The sequence below is a fragment of the Ruegeria sp. HKCCA0235A genome, assembly GCF_013033235.1.
Lineage (GTDB): Bacteria > Pseudomonadota > Alphaproteobacteria > Rhodobacterales > Rhodobacteraceae > Ruegeria.
Map to the genome: position 1 here is coordinate 653216 of NZ_WQDQ01000001.1, position 20670 is coordinate 673885.

General features: G+C 59.6%; 18 protein-coding genes and 1 pseudogene. 8 read left to right on the forward strand and 11 right to left on the reverse strand.

Annotation, left to right across the window (positions count from 1 at the left end; all coding sequences use genetic code 11):
• Positions 1-6: 6 nt before the first annotated feature.
• Positions 7-1491 (reverse strand): inorganic phosphate transporter, encoded by a 1485-nt coding sequence (locus GOW56_RS03260; RefSeq protein WP_171204919.1) that lies wholly within the window; start codon positions 1489-1491, stop codon positions 7-9.
• Positions 1492-1700: 209 nt separating this feature from the next.
• On the opposite strand from GOW56_RS03260, the gene GOW56_RS03265 reads away from it, so the two are divergent.
• Positions 1701-2387 (forward strand): M48 family metallopeptidase, encoded by a 687-nt coding sequence (locus tag GOW56_RS03265; RefSeq protein ID WP_152458255.1) that lies wholly within the window; start codon positions 1701-1703, stop codon positions 2385-2387.
• A gap of 69 nt (positions 2388-2456) precedes the next feature.
• On the opposite strand, the gene GOW56_RS03270 is transcribed toward GOW56_RS03265, so the two are convergent.
• Genes GOW56_RS03270 through GOW56_RS03290 form a run of 5 tightly spaced genes read right to left on the reverse strand, consistent with a single transcriptional unit; the run spans position 2457 to position 7721 of the window.
• Entirely contained in the window at positions 2457-2999 is a 543-nt protein-coding gene (locus tag GOW56_RS03270; RefSeq protein ID WP_171167719.1) for an RSP_2648 family PIN domain-containing protein, read from the reverse strand.
• Positions 2996-4198, reverse strand: coding sequence for an RSP_2647 family RNA methyltransferase (locus GOW56_RS03275; protein ID WP_171204920.1), 1203 nt, complete (start codon positions 4196-4198; stop codon positions 2996-2998). The genes GOW56_RS03270 and GOW56_RS03275 overlap by 4 nt, the downstream gene beginning before the upstream one ends.
• Before the next feature lie 38 nt (positions 4199-4236).
• A complete protein-coding gene (locus GOW56_RS03280) occupies positions 4237-4509 on the reverse strand; it encodes a hypothetical protein (protein ID WP_152458258.1) in 273 nt (90 codons plus the stop codon).
• Positions 4493-7288, reverse strand: a complete 2796-nt coding sequence (locus GOW56_RS03285) for a glutamine-synthetase adenylyltransferase (protein ID WP_171204921.1) — start codon at positions 7286-7288, stop codon at positions 4493-4495. Before GOW56_RS03285 ends, GOW56_RS03280 begins: the two co-directional genes overlap by 17 nt.
• Before the next feature lie 49 nt (positions 7289-7337).
• On the reverse strand, positions 7338-7721 hold the full coding sequence (locus GOW56_RS03290) for a nuclear transport factor 2 family protein (protein WP_254447144.1): 384 nt from the start codon (positions 7719-7721) through the stop codon (positions 7338-7340).
• Positions 7722-7869: 148 nt separating this feature from the next.
• On the opposite strand from GOW56_RS03290, the gene GOW56_RS03295 reads away from it, so the two are divergent.
• From GOW56_RS03295 to GOW56_RS03310, 4 genes and pseudogenes are all read left to right on the forward strand, one after another.
• On the forward strand, positions 7870-8292 hold the full coding sequence (locus GOW56_RS03295) for a DUF2852 domain-containing protein (protein ID WP_171204923.1): 423 nt from the start codon (positions 7870-7872) through the stop codon (positions 8290-8292).
• A gap of 65 nt (positions 8293-8357) precedes the next feature.
• A complete protein-coding gene (locus GOW56_RS03300) occupies positions 8358-8789 on the forward strand; it encodes an RDD family protein (protein WP_171115477.1) in 432 nt (143 codons plus the stop codon).
• Positions 8790-8864: 75 nt separating this feature from the next.
• Positions 8865-9689 (forward strand): arginyltransferase, encoded by an 825-nt coding sequence (locus GOW56_RS03305; protein ID WP_171204924.1) that lies wholly within the window; start codon positions 8865-8867, stop codon positions 9687-9689.
• Between the two features lie 7 nt (positions 9690-9696).
• A pseudogene (locus GOW56_RS03310) lies at positions 9697-10111 on the forward strand (VOC family protein).
• Between the two features lie 132 nt (positions 10112-10243).
• Here the strand turns inward: GOW56_RS03310 and GOW56_RS03315 are convergent.
• From GOW56_RS03315 to GOW56_RS03325, 3 genes are all read right to left on the reverse strand, one after another.
• A complete protein-coding gene (locus GOW56_RS03315; RefSeq protein ID WP_171115471.1) occupies positions 10244-12598 on the reverse strand; it encodes a TRAP transporter large permease subunit in 2355 nt (784 codons plus the stop codon).
• Positions 12599-12615: 17 nt separating this feature from the next.
• Positions 12616-13542 carry a TRAP transporter small permease subunit gene (locus GOW56_RS03320; RefSeq protein ID WP_152458266.1) on the reverse strand — a complete coding sequence of 309 codons (927 nt, stop codon included), beginning with the start codon at positions 13540-13542 and terminating at the stop codon, positions 12616-12618.
• Between the two features lie 120 nt (positions 13543-13662).
• Entirely contained in the window at positions 13663-14745 is a 1083-nt protein-coding gene (locus GOW56_RS03325; RefSeq protein WP_117868673.1) for a TRAP transporter substrate-binding protein, read from the reverse strand.
• A 245-nt stretch (positions 14746-14990) separates the two neighbouring features.
• Between GOW56_RS03325 and GOW56_RS03330 the strand changes: the two genes are divergently transcribed.
• On the forward strand, positions 14991-16424 hold the full coding sequence (locus tag GOW56_RS03330) for a cache domain-containing protein (protein WP_171204925.1): 1434 nt from the start codon (positions 14991-14993) through the stop codon (positions 16422-16424).
• A complete protein-coding gene (locus GOW56_RS03335; RefSeq protein ID WP_171115467.1) occupies positions 16421-17068 on the forward strand; it encodes a response regulator transcription factor in 648 nt (215 codons plus the stop codon). Before GOW56_RS03330 ends, GOW56_RS03335 begins: the two co-directional genes overlap by 4 nt.
• A 95-nt stretch (positions 17069-17163) precedes the next feature.
• Here GOW56_RS03335 and GOW56_RS03340 read toward each other — a convergent pair whose 3' ends face one another.
• Complete coding sequence (locus GOW56_RS03340) at positions 17164-17535, reverse strand: VOC family protein (protein ID WP_171204926.1); 372 nt, start codon at positions 17533-17535, stop codon at positions 17164-17166.
• Positions 17536-17582: 47 nt separating this feature from the next.
• Positions 17583-18428 carry a 2OG-Fe(II) oxygenase gene (locus GOW56_RS03345; protein WP_171204927.1) on the reverse strand — a complete coding sequence of 282 codons (846 nt, stop codon included), beginning with the start codon at positions 18426-18428 and terminating at the stop codon, positions 17583-17585.
• 422 nt (positions 18429-18850) lie between these two features.
• On the opposite strand from GOW56_RS03345, the gene GOW56_RS03355 reads away from it, so the two are divergent.
• A complete protein-coding gene (locus GOW56_RS03355; protein WP_152458271.1) occupies positions 18851-20602 on the forward strand; it encodes an acetolactate synthase 3 large subunit in 1752 nt (583 codons plus the stop codon).
• Positions 20603-20670 lie beyond the last annotated feature (68 nt).

Genomic DNA, 20670 nt, shown 5'->3' on the forward strand with positions numbered 1-20670 from the left:
CAGAGTTTACCCGGCAATCACCTGAATCCCAAGAAACAGGATCGCTGCCAGCATTGCTGCTGCGGGAACAGTGATAACCCACGCGGCAACGATGGTCAGGAAATGCGACCGGCGAACCAGCTTGCGGCGGCGGCGTTCTTCCGGCGCGACGCGGGGGCGTTCAGGAAAGGCCAGCCTTGCGCGTTTCAGCCTCCGCTCGGCATCCCATTCCCGGAAGAACCCGACCCCGAATACAGCGCCAACCGCGATATGGGTGGAACTGACAGGCAGGCCCAGCCAGCTTGCAACGATCACCGTGATCGCGGCCGACAGGGCGACGCAATAGGCCCGCATCGGGTTGAGCTTGGTGATCTGGCTGCCGACCATGCGGATCAGTTTCGGACCAAACAGGAACAGGCCGAACGATATCCCGAACGCACCGATGACCATGACCCAATGGGGAATGCTGACGGCATGCGTGAAATCGCCCGAGGCAGAAGCCTGCACAATCGCGGCCAACGGCCCCACCGCGTTGGCAACGTCATTTGCGCCATGCGCAAAGCTCAGCAGCGCCGCAGAGATGATCAGTGGAATTCCAAACAGAATCTTCAGCGATTTGTTGCGGTTCTCAAGCCCTTCGGACTGGCGGCGGATCACCGGGATCATCACTGCCCAGATCAGCCCGCCACACGCCGCACCGATCAGCAAGGCCGTCCCGAGATCGATCTTGATGATTTTCTTGAGGCCCTTGAGCGCCAGATAAGATGCAAAGGCGCCCGCCATGATCCCGACCAGCATCGGCACCCATTTGCGGGCCGCGGCGATCTTGTCTTCCTGATAGATGATCCTGGCCTTGATGAACCACAGGAAACCGGCTGCGACCAAGCCTCCCAGAAGTGGCGAGATCACCCAACTGGCGGCGATTTTGCTCATGGTACCCCAGCTTACGGCGCCGAACCCAGCCGCGGCGATCCCTGCCCCCATGACGCCGCCCACAACCGAATGCGTGGTGGAAACCGGCGCGCCGACCCATGTGGCCAGATTGACCCAAAGCGCCGAGGACAGCAGCGCCGCCATCATCGCCCATATGAAGACATTGGCCGTTCCCATGCTTTCCGGCGCAATAATTCCCTTGGCGATGGTCGACACGACATCGCCCCCGGCAATGAGCGCCCCGGCGCTTTCAAAAATGGCGGCAATCGCGATGGCACCGCCCATGGTCAGCGCATTCGCCCCCACCGCAGGGGCCATGTTGTTGGCGACGTCATTGGCTCCGATATTCAGCGCCATATAGGCCCCGAACATCGCCGCGATCACGACGACAAGCGCGTTGTTGCCCTGCCCGAACAGAAAAGCGGCCACAAGGCCTGCGGCAGCAATGAATGCCAGGGCAATCCCTGAGCCCACAAAGGGCCGTCCAGCCTGTGCGGTCGCCATTTCTAGGCGTGAAAAGCGCCGCAAATCCCGGTCGAGTGTTTCCAGGTGACGCGCTTCATAGTTCTTGTCGGTCATGGGTCCCCCATCGATAGCGCCCCGTCGGTTAAGTGGGATCGTTGAAATAATCAACAGCTCATGTCGCAAGATCACAACTTATCGAAGGTTGTGCCTGTTTCGGCGCACGAGGAGGGTTGTGCTGATTTCGACGCACGAACATGCGGGTCCCGACGAACATCCCGCAGGTGTGACTTGCGCAATGCCCTTGTTCGGACCATATCTTTGACATGCTTCGATTGACCCCGATCCTGCTGGCAATTGGCTACGCCATCGTGATGTACCGCATTTCGGTCTGGCGCACCCATCGTGAGCTGGACGCAAAATCGACCGAACTGGCCGACCCGGTGCTGAAACGGATGACGGATCGGCTGGCCGCGGCTTTGGAAATCGATCGGGTCCCCGTCTATATCTACGAGATCGACCCGGTGAACGGGCTGGCTGCTCCGGACGGTCGGATTTTCATCACGCGCGGGTTTTACCGAAAATTCCGCAACGGAGAGGTTTCGGCCGAAGAGATGGCCAGCGTGATCGCACATGAGTTGGGGCATGTTGCCTTGGGTCATGCAAAGCGACGGATGATTGATTTTTCAGGTCAAAACGCAATGCGGACGGCGCTGATCATGGTGCTGAACCGGTTTATTCCGTTCATCGGAGCGATGATTGCGAATGCCTTGACGTCATTGCTGGCCTCGCGCCTGTCACGACAGGATGAGTATGAGGCGGACGAATATGCCGCCGCCTTGCTGACCAAGGCCGGAATCGGGATCGGGCCGCAGAAATCCTTGTTTCACAAGCTGGAAGACCTGACGCAGCAACGGGCGGGCGTTGCCCCGGCATGGTTGATGAGCCACCCGAAAACGGGTGAGCGCATTGCGGCACTGGAGGCCCTTGAGCAGCGTTGGGCGCGTGGCTGAGGGTGCGCAGCGAGAGGCCAGCCTCTCGCGCTCTCCGGGATATTTTTAGCCAGATGAAGGGGGCCCAGTCTATTGGGTGAGCGCCTTGCCAAGGCGTGGAAGGCGGGCCTTTTTCATCAGCGCGCGCAAGGTCCATTGGTGGCCGGAAAGGCGGATGGCTTCACTCAGAACGCGATCGGCGATAGTCGCCAGGCCGTCAGGGTCCGATAGCCAGAGACCATGCAGCAAGCCGTCGGGATCTCGGCGGTCGAGCCCCTCCTCTGCCAGAATATTTCTGGGGAAATCCTTGGCGTTGACGGTGACGATGACGTCAGCCGAGGCCGTGATGGCCGTCGCCAGGACGTGGATATCGGCTGCGTCGGGCAGCCAGAGGCGCTGCTCCAACCCCGGGACCGGCGCGCGTTCGGCCTGCGGCCACTGCGCCTGCGCCAAGGCAATTTCGGCGCGGGCTTGCGCCTCGCCCGTCGGGCCCAGCTTGCGCGCGGCGCGGGCCCATTCTTCGAGGATGCGGGCAGACCAGATCGGAGTGAAATGGCCAAGGCGGGCCGCGCCCAGCAGCATCTCGCGCATCACCGTGGGATAGATGACGCAGGTGTCGAGAACGGCCTTCACAGGCGGTAGAACACTGCTTTGAGGTAGCCGCTTTCCGCCAGTTGCGGCAGTTGCGGGTGATCCGGACCCGCAAACCCGGTGTGGATCAGTTGCGCCTGACGCCCGGCGCGCCCGATCCCACGGGAGGACGCATCGCGGAACCGGCTCAGGTCAGCCGCGTGCGAACACGAACACAGCCCCAGATAACCACTGGGTTTGACCAGAGGCGCCGCCAGTCGTGCGATACGTTCATAGGCGCGCAGCCCCGCATCCAGCGCTTGTCTGGACGGTGCAAACGCGGGCGGATCGCAGATCACCACGTCAAATCGCGCGCCTTCTTCGCCCAGTTGATTCAGAACCTCGAACGCGTCGCCCTGTCGCGTCTGGAACTCTTCAGCAAGGCCCGACGCCTCGGCCCCTTGTTTCGCGAGGTCGAGCGCGGCGGCTGAGCCATCGACGGACAATGCCTGCCCCGCTCCACCTGCAAGCATCGCCAGACCGAAGCCGCCCACATGGCTGAACACGTCCAGCACCTGCGCATCGGGATGAACCAGGCGCGCGGCAAAGGCGTGGTTGGGGCGCTGGTCGTAAAACAGCCCGGTCTTCTGACCGCCTGTCAGATCCGCCATGTAGGTGGCGCCATTCATCGGCACAGGCAGGGGCGCATCGGGCGCGGATCCGCGCAATACTTGGTTGACGTCGTCCAACCCCTCCAGCCCGCGTGTACGGCCCGAGGCGTTCTTCAGCACCGTGGTCACGCCAGTGACTTTGACCAGAGCTTGGGTCAGCACATCCAGATGCGCCTCAGCCCAGGCCGCGTTGGGCTGAATGACGCAGGCCTCGCCAAAGCGGTCGATGATGACGCCGGGGAAGCCGTCCGCTTCGGCATGGATCAGGCGATAATACGGGGCGTCAAACAGGCTTTCTCGCAGATCGAGGGCGCGCTGCAAACGGTTCTCGAACCATGTCGCGTCAAGCTGCGCATCGATGTCACGGTCCAGCACCCGGCACATGATCTTGGACGCGGGGTTGACCGCGACCAGCGCGACGGGCGCCCGTTTGTCATCTTCGAGCACCGCCAATGCGCCCGCGGGGATTTTTCTGGTACGGCGGTCCGAGACGATGTCATTGGCGTAGACCCAGGGGAAACCATGGCGCAGGCCGCGCGCATTGGCTTTGGGTTTCAGGCGGATACGGGGACGGTCGGCAGATTGGGTCATGGCGCCCTCATAGTCCTGAACGCGCCGGTGGGAAAGCCCTAGCGGTTACGGGATCGCCAACCGCCGCGGCGTTTTGGGGCCTTTGCCGTCTGAAGGCCTTCGGTCAGAACCTGTGTCATCGGATGATCGGGGTTCTGCTCGGCATAGCCCGCGTGCAGCTCGGCCAGCGCCGTGTTCTGGTCGCGATCCGCAGGAAGGCTCAGCGCCCAGTCCAAAAAGATGCTGCGGCACTCTGGCAGGGTGATGCCGTCGATTCGATAGGCTTCGCGGATCAGACCTTTGTGGTCGTTGGGATCACTGCTGCGCGCCATCTTCTTCCCCCTTGATCACGCCGCCGATCAGATCGGCCGCGGTCGTGTAACATTCCTGCAATGCCGCCTGCAACGCCTCGACCTGTTCGAACCCGGTGGCGCGGCACAAAAATGCAGTACCGCCTTCGCCGATCTTGTCGGCTTCGATTGTCTTGCCCGACAGCAACCGCGCGGCGCATTGCACCGACCAGAATAGGTCATAGCAGTCTTTCAGAGATTGCGCCTGCGCGACATCCAGCAACCCGGCTGCGACGGCACCATCCAGACCCGACGCGACATCGCGCTGCGCGGTCCCTGCCAGCAAAGCACCGGTTTCGGCCATCAGTTCGATATCCATCAGCCGGCCGGGGCCGTTCTTGGCGTCCCAGATGCCGGCGGGTGCCTTGGCCGCGGCCAGACGTGACCGCATCTCGGCCACTTCGCGCAGAACCTTCCCCTGCTCTCGCGGGTGCGACAGAAACTCGGTGCGGAAGGCTTCGATTTCCTCGCCCAGTCCGGCGTCCCCGGCAACAACATGCGCGCGGGTCAGAGCCAGATGCTCCCACACCCAGGCTTCGTTCCGCTGGTAATTGACAAAGCTGGCCCAACTGGTCGCAACCGGCCCCTGATTGCCCGAGGGACGCAATCGCATATCGACCTCATACAAGCGTCCTTGCGACATCGGCGCGGACAATGCCGTGATCAGGGCCTGCGTGAACCGCGCATAATACGTGCGCGTGGCCAAAGGGCGCGGACCGTCAGACATGTCCTGATCCAAAGGATCGTAGATGACGATCATGTCCAGATCGGATTGCGAGTTGATCCGGCCTGCCCCCAGCGACCCCATCCCAAGCACGGCAGCGCCGCGCCCCGGTGCAGGGCCGTGTTTGCGGGCGAAATTTTCGGTGACATGCGGCAGGATGGCCGCGATGACCGACTGCGCAAGCTCGGCATATTGCCGACCTGCCTTCTTTCCGTCGATCAGGCCGCGCAGGTGATGCACGCCGACCCGGAAATGCCATTCCTTGCACCAGCGCCGGGCAAGATCAAGCTGGGTTTCATAATCCGTTTCTTCCGACAAAGCCTGCGTCAATTCCGCTTGCAACGCCTCTTGCCCGGGCCAATCCGCAAAGAAACTGCCCCCGATCACCGCATCAAACACCGACGCGTTGCGGGACAGGTGTGATGCCAGAGCATGCGAGGTTCCGACGATATCGATCAGCAAGTCGATCAGTTGCGGATTCGCCTCGAACAGCGAAAACAGCTGCACCCCGGCGGGCAGGCCCGCCAGGAACCCGTCCAAAGCCAACAATGCTTCGTCGGGCTTGGCGGTTTTGGCCAGACGTGACAGCAACTCGGGGCGCAGACGTTCGAAAATCCGCGCGCCGCGCTGGGACCTGAGGGCCGGATATGTCGTCCATCGGGCCAGAACGTTCTTGTCGAACTCCACATCCTGTACATGGGCGGGCGCCGCACCAGGTCCGGGGGCAAAGAACCCTTCGGTCAGCTCATGCACTTCGGTCAGACGGTTTTTCAGGTCCTGCGTCAACTCGGCACTGCTGATACCCTTCAGGCAGGCGACGCGTTCGATCCCGTCGGGTGAGTTCGGCACCTTGTGGGTCTGCGCATCATGAATCATCTGGATGCGATGTTCGACTTCGCGGTGCGCGCGGTAATGATCGGTCAGCTTGTCCGCCACATCCTGTGGCACCCAGCCTTTTGCCGCCAGCGCCGCCAGCCCGGGAACCGTGCCTCGTACCCGCAGGTCAGCGTCCCGCCCGCCCGCGATCAATTGGCGGGTTTGCGTGAAAAACTCGATCTCGCGGATACCGCCCTGCCCCAGTTTCATGTCGTGACCGGGGATCGACAAAGACCCGCCTGTCCCTTTGTTTTCCCGGATGCGCAGGCGCATGTCATGGGCGTCCTGAATGGCGGCAAAGTCCAGATGGCGGCGCCAGACAAAGGGGCGCAAGCCGTCCAGGAAACGCTGCCCCGCATCCAGATCCCCGGCGCAGGGCCGCGCCTTGATGTAAGCCGCACGCTCCCACGTGCGACCGAGGCTTTCGTAATACCGCTCGGCGGCCTCCATCGCCATGCAAACCGGTGTCACGGCCGGGTCGGGGCGCAGCCTCAGATCCGTTCGGAACACATAGCCATCCGCCGTCTTCTCGCTCAACGTCGCACAGAAGTTGCGCGTGGCCCGAACCATGCCCTGCCGGGCCTCGTAAAAGTCTTCGGGGTCAAAGCGCGTCTCATCAAACAGGACGATCAGATCGATATCCGAGCTGTAGTTCAGCTCATGCGCGCCCATCTTGCCCATCGCCAGTATGACCAGGCCGGCTGCGGTTTCGACATCATCCTCGGTCATGCCCGGCAGCTTCTTGCGCCGGATCAGTGTCGCGATCTCGGCCTTGGCGGCAACATCCGCGGCCAGCGAACCGAAATCGGTCAGGGCCGCCGTGACCTTCTCCAATGGCCATGCACCTGCAATATCGGCCAACGCCGTAAGCAGAGCCATTCGCCGCTTGGCCTGCCGCAATCCGGGTTTCAACTGATCCGGCGGCAGATCACGCGCAGCAGCCATGACGTCAGCCAATGCCTGATCTGGGTGCATCAGGGCCTCGGGCAGCCAGCCCTTCTCTTGTTCGATCAGACTTTTTAGATAGGGGCTGGAACCGGCGGTGCCCGCCACCAATTCCGCCATCTCGGCCGGCAAATCAGGCATCAGGGCCCGCGCTTCGGCCCCCAGGGATGGATCGAAAGCGCGCGGAAGTCTTGAAATGGCTAAAACGTCTGTCATGGGCGCAAACTGCGCATCGCGGCGCGTGATCGTCAATGGGGCATTCTGATCAGGTGTTCTGAACCGGCGTGTCCTGACTGAAACTGTTGACCCAAACGTCGTTTCTGCGTTCCCACAAAGAAGAAATCAGCATCGCCTCGCGCGTTGTCGCACCCGGGCGCAGGTAATCGGCCTTGTAGGACAGCAGGACGATATCCGGTGTCAGAACACGTAGTCTTTCGCCGCTCAGTTCGAACTCGGCCATCGTCGGTGCGTCTGCAAATTGACCGACATGATCGTCACGATTGGCAAATCCCGTCGGATAGACCCCAAGAAAATCCGCGCTCAGCAACGCCCGGTCTGCGCTTGCGTTGCCCTCAACCAGCGCCATCCAGACCTGCTTTTCCAAATTCAGAATCTCACTCAGCGCAGGTGCCGTTTTGTGTTCTTTCATATCCATTTCCGCAACCTGCGGCTGATGACGCTCACCGTCAACCGAATTGCTAAATGTAAATCTTTTTTACATTGAGCCCTTGCAACCCTCGTCCACGACCCCATCTAAGCAATGTGAAAAGAGTTTACATCAACCCTGGAGAGCTCAAATGACCGCATTGTCCGACCCCGCCGTCCCCGCGAATCCGGGATGGCTTTATCGAATCGAGGCCTGGCTGGATGACAAAGGCAAAGGGGCCTGGATCGCCGCCATGGTCCTTGGTTTTATCTTCTTCTGGCCGGTTGGCCTGGCCCTTCTGGCTTACATGATCTGGAGCAAACGCATGTTCAACAAATCCTGCAGCCGCCGCAAATCCTGGCACAGCCACATGAGCGCGATGAAACCATCCGGCAACAGCGCATTTGACGCCTACAAGGCAGATACACTGGCCCGCCTTGAACGCGAACAGCAGGACTTCGAGGCGTTCCTGCGCCGCCTGCGCGATGCCAAGGACAAGGCCGAATTCGACGAGTTCATGGACGAACGCGCCCGCGAGAACCATGAAGACGACGGAAATGGCAAGCCCGCCTAATTGACCTTGCCCTGTCCCGGCATTCCGGGACAGGGTACCCTGACCCATTTTTTCGGACCTGACGAATGAACCACCTGCCTGACCCGGATACCCAACCAGAATTCTACAACTCAGTGACAAGCAAACGCTTTGTCGCGTGGTTGTTTGATATCGCCTTCATCTCGCTGCTCTGCACGGTGGCGATCCTGTTGAGCGCAGGCCTCGGTCTGTTTTTTCTGGCAGTGATCTATGCCGTGATCAGCTTTGTCTATCGCGTAGTAACCATCACCAACGGCTCGGCCACACTGGGCATGCGGTTCATGGGAATCGAATTGCGCGACGCATTCGGAGAACGAATGGATATGGGCAAGGCCATCGCCCACACTGCCGGCTATTTCGTCAGCATGGCGTTTGCGGTGATCCAGATCATCTCGGTGATCATGATGTTGACCAGCGCCCGCGGCCAGGGTCTGACCGACAGTTTTCTGGGCACGGTCATGATCAATCGACGGGCCTGACACGCGGTTGCGCGAAACACTTGGCGGCCTCGGGAACGGTTGCTATCATCCCTCCCGAGGCTATCTGGGAACTTCATGCGACACACGCTGCCAATTGCGCCACAATTCTATGTCACGGCCCCGCAACCCTGCCCCTATCTCGATGGCAGGATGGAGCGTAAGCTGTTCACCGCGCTCCAGGGCGAAGGTGCGGAACAGTTGAACAATTCCCTGTCGCAGCAGGGGTTTCGCCGGTCGCAGAATGTACTCTACCGCCCTTCCTGCACAGATTGCGCGGCCTGCCTGTCCGCCCGGATCGACGTATCGGCTTTCCGCCCGACAAAAAGCCAGAAACGCGCGGTGAAACGCAACGGATATCTGCAACGCCGCGCCACATCGCCCTGGGCCACGGACGAGCAGTATGAGCTGTTCCGCCGCTATCTTGACACCCGGCACGCCGACGGCGGCATGGCCGACATGGACGTGTTCGAATTTGCGGCAATGATCGAGGAAACCCCGATTCGAAGCCGGGTGGTGGAATATGCAGATCCTGAGACCGGCGACCTGATCGCTGTCAGCCTGACCGACGTGCTCGATGATGGGCTGAGCATGGTCTACTCTTTCTACGATCCGAACCAGCCTCAGAATTCTCTGGGCACCTATATGATCCTGGACCATATCCAGATCGCGCGCGAAGCTGGCCTGCCCTATATCTACTTGGGCTATTGGGTCCCCGGCAGCCCCAAGATGGGCTACAAGGCAAAATTCTCCGGGCTTGAGGCCTATGTTCAGGGCGAATGGCAAAAGATCACAGATCCGGATACCTTCTGCTCTTCCTCACGGCACCCCCTGTCCACCGCTCCGATTGCCGAGCAAGTGGCCAATATCCAGCTTCCCGACCGCCACCCCACCAAGGGCTGACCACCCCATGAAACAGAACCTGCACGCCGTCACACTCGTGGTGCCGGATTACGATGACGCACTTGCGTTTTACACGGGATGACGCACTTGCGTTTTACACGGAAAGACTTGGCTTCCAGCTCTTGAAGGACATCGATCTCGGGGGCGGAAAACGCTGGGTCCTGATCACACCGCCGGGTTCAGACGGCGGCGGCCTTCTTCTGGCCAAAGCCGACGGGCCCGAACAACGCGCCGCCATCGGCAACCAGACCGGCGGCCGTGTGGGCTTTTTCCTTCAAACCGATGATTTCCAACGCGACTACACACAGATGCGTGCCAACGGGGTCCATTTCGAAGAAACTCCCCGCTTTGAATCCTATGGCACAGTCGCCGTCTGGCGCGATCCTTATGGCAACCGCTGGGATCTGATCCAATTCACCTGATCCGCTTCTTCATCTGGCCCCAAATATCCCGGGGATGAATTGGCCGCAGGGCAAGAAGGGGCTGGCCCCTTCCCTGCAACAAACAAGAAAAAGAGGGCCTTCGGGCCCCCTTTTGCATTTTGATGATCCGGATCAGTTCGGGATCAGGTCCGGTACGATCGTGACAATCGCCGGGAAGAACCACAGAATTGCGATCCCTACCACCTGGATCAAAACAAATGGAATGATCCCGCGATAGATATGGCCCGTCGTCACTTCCTTCGGCGCAACCCCTCGCAAGTAGAACAACGCGAACCCGAACGGTGGTGTCAGGAAGGATGTTTGCAGGTTCACCGCCACCATGATCGTCACCCATTTCGGGTCGAACGACCCGCCATAGATCACCGGCCCCACGATCGGGATCACGATGTAGATGATCTCGAGGAAATCCAGCACGAAGCCCAGAATGAACAACACCAGCATCACGATCAGGAAGACCGTGAACTCGTTGTCAAAACTCTTCAGGAATTGCTGGATATAGTGCTCCCCTCCGAACGAGATCACCACCAGGTTCAGCAATTGGGATCCGATCAGGATGGTAAACACCATCGAGGTCACCTTGGCCGTCTCGCGCACCACCGGGGTCAGAACTCCGCTTGAATACAGCACCCAGCACCCGAACAGCAGCCCGAACAAGGCATACAGATAGGCTGCATACGCGATGATGAAGGCGATCCAGGTCTCCAACGTCACATTGCCCTGATTGACCCGCAGGTCAAAGTTGACCCCCATCAGCAAGGCGATGATCACGGCAAAGGTCGACCAGATGATCACCTTGCCCGATCGCCCCTGATCCTGCAGCTTACGATAGGCCGCCAGCATGATCGCGCCACCCGCCCCCAGCGCAGCTGCCGGTGTCGGGTTGGTCACACCACCCAGGATCGACCCCAGAACCGCGATGATCAGAACCAATGGCGGGAAGACCACGCGGATCAGGTCATTGGTCGCACATCGCGCTGCGGCTTCCTTGCAACCATACATGGCCAGCGCAAATGGCAACGCGAGCAACAGGAACGTCGCCCCCGAAGTTGTTGTGGGCGAAATCAGCAAAATATCGACCAACACCATAAGAAGCAGACCAATCGCACCAACGATAAGCGGCTGTGGCGCACGCGAGGGGGCGATGCCACGGCCCAGAACCAGAGTGAGGCCCAACAGCACGACGGTGATCGCGACACCCGTGCCAATTGGTGCGGCTGATGCAATCATTTCCTGTTGTGCGGCGGCCAGTTCTTCTTCGGTCAGGCGCTGAGACTCAGCTGCACCGCCAGCGGCATCAATGGCTTCCTGCTCGGCGACGGCCTGATCCCAGGCGGCCTGACCATGCAGATCGATCATCGATACCTTGCATTCTTCCGACACGTTGGTACGCAACGATGCGCCCTGTCCGATGTCCGAGAAAGCCGAGACCGAAATGTTCTGGCTGCCGATCAGGCCGACATTGCCCAGCAACACGGTGCCGACAATCAGCGCAACCGGTGCGCCCAGCAGCCAAGTCAGACCTTCGGACCGGGTGATCGGCTCACCCGACCCGCCTGACAGCGCCACGGCAGGTGCCTTATGGGGATTCAGCAATGCATAACCAAACGCATACAACGCATAAAGCAGGGCCAGAAGAATCCCCGGCAAAAGAGCCGCCTGGAACAAGGTTCCGACCGAGACAACCGCCGGCTCTCCCAAATAGGTCAGCGCATCGGTACATCCCGCCTCAACTGCCCGCGTCTCCTGCGCTGTCGAGTACAAATCGCCCGCCAATGTGCCAAGCAGAACGATCACGATCGAGGGCGGAATAATCTGCCCCAGCGTACCCGAGGCCGCGATCACACCCGTTGCGAGTTCCGGCGAGTAATTGTTCCGCAACATGGTTGGCAGCGCCAGCAGGCCCATGGTCACCACGGTCGCGCCAACGATGCCGGTAGAGGCCGCAAGAAATGCCCCCACAACCACGATGGACACGGCCAGACCACCCGGCAGCGGTCCAAAGACGCGCGCCATCGTCGTCAGCAGGTCGTTCGCGATTTTCGAGCGTTCCAGCGTGATCCCCATCAGAACGAACATCAGCACGGCCAACAGGGTCTCAATGGATTGCCCTGCCAGTACGCGCTCGTTCATGCGGTTCACGATGAACGACACGTTGCGGTCCAGCGCGGTTTCCCAGCCAGAGACAAAGACCGGCTCGGCTATCCTTGGCAAATCCGGGTATCGGAATACCGATATGACATCAGGTTTTACCCCGGAATTTACAATATCCCGATAGGCTTGTGAGCCTGTGTCGATTGCCTGGTGGATCAACAGCCCGGCACTGTCCAGTGCCGCGATGATCCCAAAGGAAATCACTCCGGCGCCGCCGATGGCAAAGGCCACCGGGAAGCCGGAAAGGATGCCTCCGAAGAGGCAGAAGAATACGATAATGAGGCCTATCTCGACGCCATCAAGTCCGAACAACATAGTCTGGGTCTCCGTCCCTAATGTGCGCCTTCATAGGCTTCTTCACCCTCACCAAGGCTGTCCTTGTCGAGGTATTTTCCGGTGCTTTCCGGCCCTTCCACGTATTCCAGATACGACCGGTACAGGAATGCGATTGCGTGCAGGAACACCATGGCTGCAAAGGCCACCAGCAAGATCTTGAACAGGAAGTAGGCGTTGAATCCGTTGGGGCTGAACCCAATGGTTTCCACGTTCCAGCGCAGGGCGCGGGACTTGGCCACCAGCCGGTCCAGCGTGTCACTGGCCGAAGGTTTCGGCACGATCAGGTGCCGCCACATGAAGTACCAGCCATACATCCAAGTTAACACCGCCATGGGCATCATGAACAAAACCGCACCGCACATATCAACCACCCGTTTGGCACGGTGGCTGATGCCGGCATAGATGAGGTCAACGCGCACATGCCCACCCTGCACGAATGTGTAGGTACAGCACAGGCACACGACCATCGCATTATACAGCTTCAGTTCTTCCGCGAACCAACTGATATCCATCTGGAACGGGATACCCAAACCAAAAGACATATCGGGTCGTGTAAAGACCCGCTGCATGAAAACGATCACGATCTGCTGGATCACCATCAAAAGGCCCGCCCAGGCAAAGAAGCGGCCGGTGGTGTTGGCGAACCCCTCAAGGCCCCGCACGATGGCCCACATGAAGTTCCGGTAGTACAGCCCGATGGCCGTCAGAACCAGAAAGAACGTGAACACCACAAAGAAGAACTCGACCGAACCGCCGTAATAGACAAAGCGCATGATCGACGCCTTGTCGGACCAGTCCAGCCAGAGTTGCGGATGCGTGATGGCGTATCCGAAATTATAGAAGGCTTCGGCAATGTTCTGAATGAACCAGACCAGTCCATTCCACAGGGCGCCGAAGAACGAGATACCGTTTTCGTCCTGCATGTTGTCCCCAGGTCGTCTCAGTTGTGCATGGGATTATTGTTGCTTGCCCAAACCCCTTAGCGCAACGGGAAAGGCTCCCCCACGACGCGGGGGAACCGGTTTTTCTTGGATCAGAATGGCTTAGCCGCGAACACGGTCGCGCTGAGCGGTGTAAACACCCGATGACAGGTTGTTCCAAGCAGACGATGCTGCCATCGACGTCATCGCGCTGTCGTGGATCTTCTTGAACAGCTCATCGCCCATGTTCTCGTCCAGAACTTCCTGGCTGGCCTGACCAAACGCGTCCCAGACACTGTCCGGGAATTCCAGAACCTTGACGCCGCCCGCCTGCAGGCGCTGCAGCGCTGCGCCGTTGTTGGCCAGGAACTGTGCCAGGTTCCACTGGTGCGCTTCGGCAGCAGCGATCTCGATGATCTTCTGCTGTGCCGGGGTCAGTTCATTGAACACGTCGCGGTTGGTTGCCAGCGACAGACCTGCGCCCGGCTCGTGGAAGCCCGCAGTGTAGTAGGTCTTGGTGATTTCCTGGAAGCCGGCCTTTTCGTCGGCCCATGGACCGATCCACTCGGTACCGTCGATCGCGCCGGACGACAGCGCCTGATACACTTCCGACCCCGGAATGTTTTGGACCGATGCGCCCAGTTTACCCAGCGCCTTGCCGCCCAGACCCGGCATACGGAACTTCAGACCGTTGAAGTCTTCGGGGCTGTTGATCTCTTTCGAGTACCAGCCACCCGCCTGCGCACCGGTGTTGCCGGCCAGGAAGGACTTCAGGCCAAAGATTTCGCCCAGCTCGTCATGCAGCTCCATACCGCCGTCATGATAGTACCAGTTCACCAGTTCCTGTGCAGTCATGCCGAAAGGAACGGCCGTGAAGAACGCATAACCCGGGTGCTGACCCACAAAGTAATAGTCAGCGGCATGATACATGTCCGCCTGACCCGACGAAACCGCGTCAAATACTTCGAAGGCGCCAACCAGTTCGCCTGCCGCCTTGATTTCAACATTCAGGCTGCCATCCGACATGGCGTTGATGCTGTCGGCACAACGCTGCGCGCTGTCAAACACGCCCGCCAGACCACGACCCCACGAGGTCACCATGGTCAGGGTACGCTGGCCCTGAGCATAAGCCGGTGCCGCCAATGCGGTCGCTGCAGCAGCCGAACCGCCCAGCGCGGATTTTTTCAGAAATGAACGACGATCCATATGAGTGTTCCTCCCCTTCATAGTCACGGCCCGGCAGAACCGGACCTGTCGCATTCAGTGCGCGTCAGCCTAATGTGACCGAACTGAAAGGGAATACCTACTACTGCGTAGAGAATCGGATTCTTTGCGATTTCCAGCAAGAAATCAGACCGTAAAGCACGTCTTCCCCGACGATAATCTCTGTATTCCCCGAACAAAGCCCAATCTTTTTGCATTTTCGCCGCCGCTTGCGTATCGATTCGTCCATGCAAAGACTCCGACATCTGGTCTCGCTGACCTATGCACAGAAATTGTCACTGGTTGCCGCAATCCCGCTGGTCGTGGCCGTGGCGGCAATTGCCGTGCTTGTGGCATACGAGGCGCGCGCGACCGCCGAGCGTGAGATCGAAGCGCTGGAACGCAGCCTGGTCGAAGCCAAGAAGGAAGAGTTGCGCAACTACGTGACACAGGCGCGCAACGGGTTCGCCTATATCTACGGCCGGGCCGAGCCTGATGACGAGGTCGCGAAAAACCTCGTGTCCCAAATCCTGTCGGCAATGATCTATGGCCAGGATGGGTTCTTCTTTGTCTACGATTATGAGGGCAACAATCTGGTCAGCCCCCGCCAGACGCAGTTCATCAACCGAAACTGGGAAGGGCTGACGGACAGCGACGGCACTCCGATCGTTGACGAGTTCATCCGCCTCGCCCGCCAGGGGGCTGGTTGGCACAGCTTCATGTGGCAAAAGCCCTCGACCGGAGAGGAAGCGCAGATGATCGCCTATGTCGTCGGGCTTCAGGACTGGCGCTGGGTCGTGGGAACCGGAGTCTTCATCGACGACATCGTTGCAACGGTCGCCAACGCCAGGGCCGAGGTCGAGGCCCGCGTTCAGCGCACCTTCATGTATATCGGCGCGATCGTTGTGGCGGCGGTGCTCATCGTCTTTGCATCCGGCATGTTGCTGAACATCCGCGAGCGCAGACTTGCGGACGCCAAGCTGAAGGAACTGACCCAGCGCGTCTTCGATGCCCAGGAAGAGGAACGAGGCCGCGTTGCCCGCGAACTGCATGACGGTATCAGCCAGATTCTGGTCGGTGTACGCTATGCGCTGGACAACGCGCGGCGCCGCCTGTCGCGCGGCGATGACGCGGGCGCACGCGATCCGCTGGACAAAGGGATTGACCATCTTGGCACCGCCATCACCGAGGTCCGCCGCATCAGTCGCGACCTGCGCCCCGGCGTACTGGACGATCTGGGCCTTGGGCCAGCGCTGAAAGCTCTGACCGACGATTTCCGGGACCGCACCGGGATCGAGACGGAATTCTCGACCGTGGTGTTCCGCAACCGGCTGGATCAGGACAGCAAGATTGCCCTGTATCGCATCGCGCAAGAGGCGCTGACCAATATCGAGCGCCACTCTGGCGCCACGCATGTTACGATAGACCTGCGCGGGCACAAGAAAGGTGCAACCATGCGGATCACCGACAATGGCCGGGGCATGCGGACCGATCCCAGCACCCCCAGCACCGGGATCGGGTTGCGCAACATGCAAGAACGCATCGAACAGCTTGACGGGTCCCTGCGCATTCTGTCATCACGCGGACCGCGTGGTGGCACCGTCATCGAAGTCAGCCTGCCGCTGAGCCACCTTCTGCCGCCGCAGGAAGACGCAACACCGAACCGAAAGGCCGGCACATGAGCGCCGAAAGCATCCGAGTTCTTATCGTCGACGACCATCCAATGGTGGCCGAGGGCATCCAGTCCATCCTCGAAAGCTATGATGAGATTCAAGTGGTCGGTACGCTTGGCAGCGGACAGGCGGCAGTGGATCAGGCTGTTGACCTTGCCCCGGATGTGATCCTGATGGATCTGAACATGCCCGGCCTCGGCGGTCTCAGCGCCACGGAAATCATCCTGGAGCGATTGCCGGAAACGCGCATCCTGATCCTGTCGATGCATGACAGCCCGGAATATATCTCGACCGCGCTCAGCCACGGTGCCAAAGGTTACGTGCTCAAGGATGTGCCCACGGAAGAGATCAAGCAGGCCATTGATGCGGTGATGCGGGGTGAACAGTATCTGTGCACCGGCGCCAGCGGATCGCTCAAGCCCAAGGGCAACAACGTGCGCGAAGCGCTGACCGGACGTGAACAGACCATTCTGCTGGAACTGGCGCAGGGCAAATCCAACAAGGAAGTTGCGCAAACGCTGGATATTTCCGTGCGGACGGTCGAAACGCACCGCAAGAATATCAAACGCAAACTCGGCATATCCTCAACCGCCGGGCTGACACGCTACGCTTTGGAACATGGCGTGCTGCAGGGGACTGGCGTCGGTTTCTGATCTGCACGCGCCCGCAGCGCGCAGCGCTGCCCGGCCCAACCAGAGGATACGCGCCGCAAGCGTGTTGAAGATGGGCGGGAGCGGTACCCGCCCGGTCAAAGACCTTCTCCGAAAAAAACCAATGTCCCGTCTTCGTCCAGAACGTGGAATTCACGCTGATTATAGGGCTGATTGAACGGCGGCCTGACACGGCCTTCGGGCAGATCGGCCAATCGGTCGCGCAGGCTGTCATAAAGCCCATCAATATCTTCAACATCGATATAGAAGGAGTGTTCATCACCCAATGGCTTGCCGTCATCCCGCGGCGGGCACTCCAAAAGGCGGATCGCAACAGGACCACGTTTCAAAAAGGCATAATTGTCTTGCATGAACCCACAGGTGAACCCAAGGCGATCACAATAGAAGTCGATCTGGTCCTTCAGGGACGAGCACAACACAAATGGTGTAAGCTGCAAAATCTTGGGCATCTGACTCTCCGGACATCAATCAGATGCATTGTACCGAGGTTGAACACTCAATCCAGCAATTGATCCTTTCGCAGCCCCGCGCGCTTGTAGTGATGCGGCAAAACGCGGCCATACAATTGCTGCGTCCGTTCCACACCGCCACACATGCCTTCAGCCTCGACAAAGGAAAAGATGCCGACATAGCGACGGCGCTTGCCTCTAACCGGAGCGACCCGGTGCAGTGAATACCGGCCCTTGAAAATCTGCAAATCCCCCGGCCGCAGCTCCAGCCGGCGAACCCGCCCCATGTTCCCATCGAGAACCGAGGCCACCAGTTCAAAGTTTTCATTTTCCGCCGTCCGCAGGTTGGGCACATACTCGAACGCGCCGCCCGTCTCTCCGTTCTGGATGGCCAGCGTCACGGTGTAGTTGTTGGTGTCGAAATGCCAGGGAAAGCCCTGCCCTTCTTCCACGACATTGATGATCACGTCCGCCAATGGATCATCGTAGCGGAAAAAGCGGTCTTCGGGTTCATTCAGGGCATCGCGGACAAAGGGAAGAAAGCCGTCGAACTCGTAAATGCGCCGCAGCGGGCCGGATTTCGAAAGATTGTCGGCCGGAACAAAGGCGTTCGAACGATCATAGAACCGGCGGATCGGATGAGCGATGCCAAGCCTTGGGTCGTCCTTCGTGAAATAGGCGTTGGTTCTGTTGAAGGACCGGTGCGCCTTGGGCGCTACCCCCTCGGCTTCTTGCACCAGAAGCTTGACCCCTGCTTCGTGCACGAAACCCGGCAGAACGGCACATCCATCCTGTTCCAACTCGCGTCTCAAATCCTCGATCAGCCGATCATAAGCCGGTGAATCCGGACGATCGATTGGATAGCGGCCAAGATCAACCAGGTCCTGCAACATTTCAAGCCTCCGGGTTTTGCCCCCTGCACGTTCAGCGTGGCGCAGAAAAAAGTAATGATCATGCCCGTTTCGGACATCGGCCTGACGCTTTCAGACCGCCTTATCCGCACACAAAACGGCCAATTTTCACGTCGAATTCCCGGAAATTCCCGACATGCGGCAATCTGCGCAATAAAATGTCGCAAAATACCGCCGCTGAGATAGAAAATTGGTGCAATTGCCTGTTGACGCCCCTTCCCCCCGACCATAATGTCGCCTCCAAGCAAAAAGGAGCCTCTGGCGATGAGAACGCTAGTCGTAATCGTAGGAACCACGCGCATGGGCCGGTAACGGTAAACCATAATCGAACCCATGCGCCTCCGAAAAATCGGGGGCTTTTTTTTGTCGAACGCAAGACACATGTCGCGAACGGAGCAAAGCAGATGACACGTGAGATGACCGGCGCAAAGATGGTGGTTCAGGCCCTCAAGGATCAGGGCGTGGACACGGTATTCGGATACCCCGGTGGCGCCGTGCTACCGATCTATGATGAGATCTTTCTGCAAAACGACATTCGCCACATTCTGGTGCGTCACGAACAGGGCGCGATCCACGCGGCCGAAGGCTATGCCCGATCGACGGGAAAACCGGGCGTCGCGCTTGTCACGTCCGGCCCCGGTGCCACCAATGCTGTCACCGGTCTGACCGATGCGTTGCTGGATTCGATCCCGATCGTCGTTCTGACCGGGCAAGTCCCGACCTTCATGATCGGATCGGATGCGTTTCAGGAGGCCGACACCGTAGGCATCACCCGCCCCTGCACCAAGCATAACTGGCTGGTGAAGGACACGGACTCGCTGGCTGAAACCCTGCACGAGGCATTCCATGTCGCCACCTCGGGCCGCCCCGGCCCGGTGCTGATCGACATCCCGAAGGATGTGCAGTTCGCGTCGGGCGAATATGCCAGCCCAAAACCTTCGACCTCGCATTACCAACCCGCGATGAAAGGAGATTTGGAAGAGATCACCGAACTGGTTGCCGCGATGGAAACCGCAAAGAAGCCGATCTTCTACACCGGCGGTGGCGTTATCAATTCCGGCCCCGCGGCAAGCCAGTTGCTGCGTGAACTGGTGGATGCAACGGGCTTTCCGATCACCTCAACCCTGATGGGTCTGGGCGCCTATCCCGCCTCGGGCGAGAACTGGCTGGGGATGCTCGGCATGCACGGCCTTTATGAGGCCAATATGGCGATGCATGATTGCGATCTGATGATCAATATCGGTGCGCGGTTCGATGACCGGATCACCGGGCGCATCGATGCGTTTTCGCCGAACTCGAAAAAAGCGCATATCGACATCGACCCGTCCTCGATCAACAAGGTCATCCGGGTGGACATCCCGATCGTCGGCGATGTGGCGCATGTGCTCGAGGATATTCTGAAGATCTGGAAGTCGCGCGGCCGCAAGACGGACGCCGCGAATGTCAAACAATGGCAGAACCAGATCGCCGAGTGGCGCAAGATCAACTGCCTGGCCTTCACCAACAGCGAAAAGTCGATCAAACCGCAATACGCGCTGCAACGCCTTGAAGAACTGACAAAAAAGCATGATCGCTACATCACCACCGAGGTGGGTCAGCACCAGATGTGGGCGGCGCAGTACCTTGGGTTCGAAGACCCCAACCGCTGGATGACATCGGGTGGTCTGGGCACGATGGGCTATGGGTTCCCCGCCTCGATCGGCGTGCAGATGGCGCATCCGGATGCTCTGGTGATCAATGTCGCCGGCGAGGCCAGCTGGCTGATGAACATGCAGGAAATGGGCACCGCCGTTCAGTACCGCCTGCCGGTGAAACAGTTCATCCTTAACAACGAACGTTTGGGCATGGTCCGCCAGTGGCAGGAGCTGCTGCATGGCGAGCGCTATTCACATTCCTGGTCCGAGGCCCTGCCCGATTTCGTGAAACTGGCTGAGGCCTTTGGCGCCAAAGGTATCCTGTGTTCCGACCCCGCCGATCTGGATGACGCGATCATGGAGATGATCAATTACGACGGTCCGGTGATCTTTGATTGTCTGGTCGAAAAGCACGAAAACTGCTTCCCCATGATCCCGTCGGGCAAGGCCCATAACGAGATGCTGCTGGGTGAGGCCGAGACGCAGGGCGTGATCGACTCCAAAGGTTCGGTTCTGGTTTAACGAAATTCGACGGATTTGGTTGAGCGCCGCGCTGCGCCCAACCTGTCAAGGATGATGAAAGGGACGTA